4 protein-coding genes are annotated in these 4,319 nt (G+C 73.3%); 3 read left to right on the top strand and 1 reads right to left on the bottom strand.

The window, feature by feature from the left end; all coding sequences use genetic code 11:
* Window positions 1-45: 45 nt before the first annotated feature.
* Complete coding sequence (locus tag ACFU7Y_RS40935) at window positions 46-2,136, bottom strand: hypothetical protein (RefSeq protein WP_224284468.1); 2,091 nt, start codon at window positions 2,134-2,136, stop codon at window positions 46-48.
* A 193-nt stretch (window positions 2,137-2,329) separates the two neighbouring features.
* Between ACFU7Y_RS40935 and ACFU7Y_RS40930 the strand changes: the two genes are divergently transcribed.
* The 3 genes from ACFU7Y_RS40930 to ACFU7Y_RS40920 are packed head-to-tail and all read left to right on the top strand — an operon-like array spanning window position 2,330 to window position 4,252.
* Entirely contained in the window at window positions 2,330-3,277 is a 948-nt protein-coding gene (locus tag ACFU7Y_RS40930; protein ID WP_224284467.1) for an SPFH domain-containing protein, read from the top strand.
* A 9-nt stretch (window positions 3,278-3,286) separates the two neighbouring features.
* Window positions 3,287-3,544, top strand: a complete 258-nt coding sequence (locus ACFU7Y_RS40925; RefSeq protein ID WP_224284466.1) for a hypothetical protein — start codon at window positions 3,287-3,289, stop codon at window positions 3,542-3,544.
* A gap of 39 nt (window positions 3,545-3,583) precedes the next feature.
* Complete coding sequence (locus ACFU7Y_RS40920) at window positions 3,584-4,252, top strand: GPP34 family phosphoprotein (RefSeq protein WP_380771473.1); 669 nt, start codon at window positions 3,584-3,586, stop codon at window positions 4,250-4,252.
* Window positions 4,253-4,319: the final 67 nt, after the last annotated feature.

Raw genomic sequence — 4,319 nt, 5'->3', positions numbered from 1 at the left:
ACCGTCACCGTTCGCCGGTGACGGCCCCACAGTCTTCGGTGCGGCTCAGCGGAGCTTGACCGGCTCGACGATCAGGTCGCCGTCCTGGTGGCGCAGCACGGAGACGGCCAGGTCCGGGAGCTTGCCCTTGGCGGCCATCGCCTTCAGGTCGGCGACCAGCGGCGAGCCTTCGTCGAGGTAGAAGCGCAGCGGGGTCGACGGCTTGGAGGCGGCGAGGTCCACGATGTCCTGGGCGTTGCGGCGGGTGATCGCCCATGCCCACAGCTGCGCGGTGCTGCCCTGGTTGCGGTTGAGCACGCTCAGCCAGAGGTTGTCCTCGATCCCGGCCCAGTCCGGGGTGGTCTCGCCGTAGAGGCGGGCGCCGGCGAGGGAGACCTGCAGCCGGCCGTCCTGCGGGTGGTCGGACTGGATGGCGGCGACCCGCTGGGCCAGTCCGAAGTGCGCGCCGTCGCCGCGCAGCTGGGCCCGCCCGACGGTGCCCCGCCAGCCGGCAGGGCCGGAGTCCGGCTGGGCGTTGCTGAGGACGGCGAAGGCCAGGCAGCCCGCGACGGCGACCACGGGCACGCCCGAGTGGAACCGGGACCAGATGGTCCGGCGGGCACCGGGGGCCGGTGCGGTGCTCGGCCCGGCGAGCGCGCGGCGGCCGAACGCGGGCAGCAGGGCGGCGGCGAAGCAGATCACCCCGACGACCAGCAGCTGGTGGATCATCTTCTCGTAGAAGTACGAGGTGGTGCCCGTCGTGAGGAGCTGGTACCCCATCACGCCGAAGCAGAGCAGCGAGACCGCGGCGAGCGAGGCCAGCGCGACCTTGCGCGCGCGGTTGGCGCGTGCGCTGCGGGTCAGCAGGCCCAGGAACGCGGCCGCCACGAGGGGGAAGAGCAGGTGGCGTCCGGTCGGGCTGATGGCGCCGGGAAGGGTCAGGACGTCCGCCGAACCGGCCGATCCCATGTTGATGTACGGCGGGAACAGCGCGAGGGCGCCGGTCACCGCGGCGGTGGCCAGCACGGCCGGCCAGTGCCGGAGGCAGTCCCGCCGGTGCACGACGGCCCAGGCGAGGACCACGGCTCCGACGGCCGGCAGCAGCAGGTAGTGGCCGAAGGAGATGCCGACGGTCAGGGCGCCGAGCGCGGTGATCTGCTCGTGGAAGCGGCTGAGCGGCCTGATCGCCAGGGCGATCAGCAGGGCGAACAACCCGAGCGCGAAGATCTCGCTCAGGAAGCCGCGGGCCTGGAGCTGCGGCACCTCGCCGACGACCAGGTAGACGGCGGTGGGCAGCGCGAGGGCCAGGCCGCGCCAGCCGCGCAGCGCGTGTCCGGCGACCCGCTGCACCGCCCACAGGACGGCGACCGCCAGACCTGCCGTGGCCAGGGCGAACAGCAGGACGAAGAACGACAGCTGGGCGAGCGCGGGGCCCTGGGTGGCACCGCCGTGCACGAAGCTGGTGATCACGGCCATCGTCAGGTGACTGCCCTGCGGGTAGGTGTCGAGGCCGTCCGCGACGGTGGCGGCGGCCTCGCTCTTGTGCAGGGCGGTCAGACCGCCCAGGCGCAGGATGGTGTCGTACAGCGCCGTGTGCCGGGCGAGGTCCTCGTACAGGATGATCAGGCCCAGCCGCTCGGTGGCGTTCCGGCGGACGACGGGGTACAGCGTGAACGCGACGGCCGCGGCTGCCGGCAGCAGCAGGGCGAGGTCCCGGGTGGGAACCAGCCGGCGCAGCCGCGCCCACGGCCGCTCGGCCCGCCCGGCGGGCCGGGGGCCCTGGAGGAGCAGGATCGCGATCAGCGGCACGGCGGTGGCCTCGGCGAGCGCCACCGGGTGCAGGCCCCACGGCCAGTAGCTGGCGAGCAGGCTGAGTGCGCAGGTCCAGCCGATCAGGACGCCGCCGGAGATCATCAGCCGGTCGAAGGCGGTGGCCCGGGAGCGGATGAGGGTCGCGGCGGCGAACCAGACCAGCCCGAAGCTCAGCAGATCGGCCGAGACCAGGTGGAACAGCGGCGGGAGGACGAGGAGGGCCGCGGCGAGCTGGAGCTGTGCGGCGTTCGGCCGTTCGAACCGGGCCCATGGGCGCTGCCGCTCAGTCCCCGTGCCCGGGCTCGTTCTGTCCGGTGTGCCGATGGACTCGGCAAGCGCTGTCATGGATGCGATTCCCCACAAGTGATGCTGAGCCTTCAGAAAACAGGCAGTAAGTATCGGGGTGACAAGTCTGCCGCATCGGCGGCGTGCCGGGGGTGTCGGGGGGTCGTCCTCGCACGGATGGGTGGCGTCGGCTGTCAGAAAAGTGATATCACTTTGCCATCAGATGCGGATGCCCGACCAAGGAGTCGCTCCCATGACCACACCGCGTTTCACCGTCGAGGACGGCCCTGTCCTGGACATCCCGGTCCCCAAGATCACCGAACGGGTCATCACCGGGGCGGCCGGCCTGCCGGTGCTCGGCGGCGCGCTGCTCGGCCTGCTCGCCGGGGTCGGCTCGTTCATCGTCGGTGCGGCCCAACTGGCCGCCCGCACCAACGCGTTGGGCATCGCCCTGATAGTCGTCGGGCCGCTGCTGGTGCTCGGCTCGGTGTTGCTGATGTGCGGCCTGACGGTGGTCTCGCCCGGCCAGGCCCGGGTGGTCCAGCTGCTCGGCCGCTACCGGGGCACCGTCCGCGCCGAGGGCCTGACCTGGCTGAACCCGTTCACCAACCGTCGGCACATCTCGCTGCGGATCCGCAACCACGAGACCGAGACCGCCAAGGTCAACGACGCGGACGGCAACCCGATCGAGATCGCCGCCGTGGTCGTCTGGCAGGTCGAGGACACCGCGATGGCGGTCTTCGAGGTGGACGACTACGCCGACTTCGTCGCCATCCAGACCGAGACGGCCGTGCGGCACATCGCCACCAGCTACCCGTACGACGCCCACCACGAGGGCCAGTTGTCGCTGCGTGACGGTGCGGACGAGATCGCCCGCAAGCTCTCCGCCGAGATCTCCGCCCGGGTGGCCTCGGCCGGAGTGCGAGTCGTCGAGTCCCGGATCACCAGGCTCGCGTACGCTCCGGAGGTCGCCCAGGTGATGCTCCAGCGCCAGCAGGCCGGGGCCGTGGTCGCGGCGCGCAGGCTGATCGTCGAGGGCGCCGTCGGTATGGTCGAGGAGGCGCTGGACCGGCTCGCCGAACGCGATGTCGTGGACCTGGACGAGGAGCGCAAGGCCGCCATGGTGAGCAACCTCCTGGTGGTGCTCTGCGGCGACCGCGGTACCCAGCCCGTCGTGAACACGGGCTCCCTCTACCAGTAAGGCGAGGCCTTGGCGACGGAACGGAAGAAGCTCCTGTTGCGGCTGGATCCTTCAGTTCACGACGCACTCGCCCGATGGGCCGCGGACGACCTGCGCAGCACCAACGCGCAGATCGAGTTCCTGCTCCGCCGCGCGCTCGCCGACGCGGGCCGGATGCCCGGCGGCGCGGCCCGGCTTCCCCGGCGCGGACGCCCGCCCAAGCAGAGCCCGGCCGAGGACGGCCCGGCCGAGAACAGCCCCGAGCGAGGCGGCTCCGACGCGAGCTGACCGGAGGCCGGGCACACGAAGACCCTTTCGGAGACCGACATGGACCTGCCCGCCACCCTCCCCGAGAAGCTGTACCTGCTCGCCTACGACCCGCGGCGCGGACGGACCACCCAGCACTCCTCGCTCAACCTGCTGCTGCAGGCGGCGGCGCTGACCGAGCTGTTGCGCCGGGGCCTGCTGTACGAGGAGGGCCGCAAGGCCGTCGCCCGGGTCCGCGCCGACGCCGTCGAGGCCGGCCTCGACCCTTACAGCGCCCGCCTGTTGGGCCAGATCCGAAGGGCCCGGCCGCAGAGCTGGAGCTCGTGGGCCGGCCGGGCCAGGAGCGTCGGGCGCGACCAGCCGATCCGCTGGGTCCGGGACGGCCTGGCGGACTCCGGCCGGATCGCCCTCCGGCCGCACCGGGTGGCCGGGTTGTTCCCGGTGACCCTGGTCACCCTGGCCGACCCCGGGGCCCGCGAGGCGCTGGCGGCCTCCGTCGCCGGGGCGCTGAAGGGACCGCTCAGCCGGGTCGACCCGGCCGACGCGGCGCTGACCGCCCTGGTCGCGGCGGGGAAGCTCCGCTCGGCGCTGAGCTCCAGGGAGCGCAGGGAGCACCGCGGCCGGATCGGGAAGCTGGCCCCGGCGGCCGGCCCGGTCCCGCGCGCGCTCGGCAGGGCCCTGGCCTGGCGGATGGCCGGCCACGCGGCGGAGAGCGCGGCCCTGGGCTGACGGGCCGTCCACGGGGGCGCCGGCCCGTCCCCGGCGCGCGGAGCCCGGTCGCCGGTCAGGCGTCCGG

It is taken from the genome of Kitasatospora sp. NPDC057542, assembly GCF_042801945.1.
Taxonomy (GTDB): domain Bacteria; phylum Actinomycetota; class Actinomycetes; order Streptomycetales; family Streptomycetaceae; genus Kitasatospora.
Note: the sequence above shows the minus strand (reverse complement) of the source record. Positions and strands in the feature narration are given on the sequence as shown.

Coding starts and splice junctions, on each gene's coding strand:
- ACFU7Y_RS40935 (WP_224284468.1), bottom strand. CDS start 2,136: ATGACAGCGCTTGCCGAGTCCATCGGCACACCGGACAGAACGAGCCCG.
- ACFU7Y_RS40930 (WP_224284467.1), top strand. CDS start 2,330: ATGACCACACCGCGTTTCACCGTCGAGGACGGCCCTGTCCTGGACATC.
- ACFU7Y_RS40920 (WP_380771473.1), top strand. CDS start 3,584: ATGGACCTGCCCGCCACCCTCCCCGAGAAGCTGTACCTGCTCGCCTAC.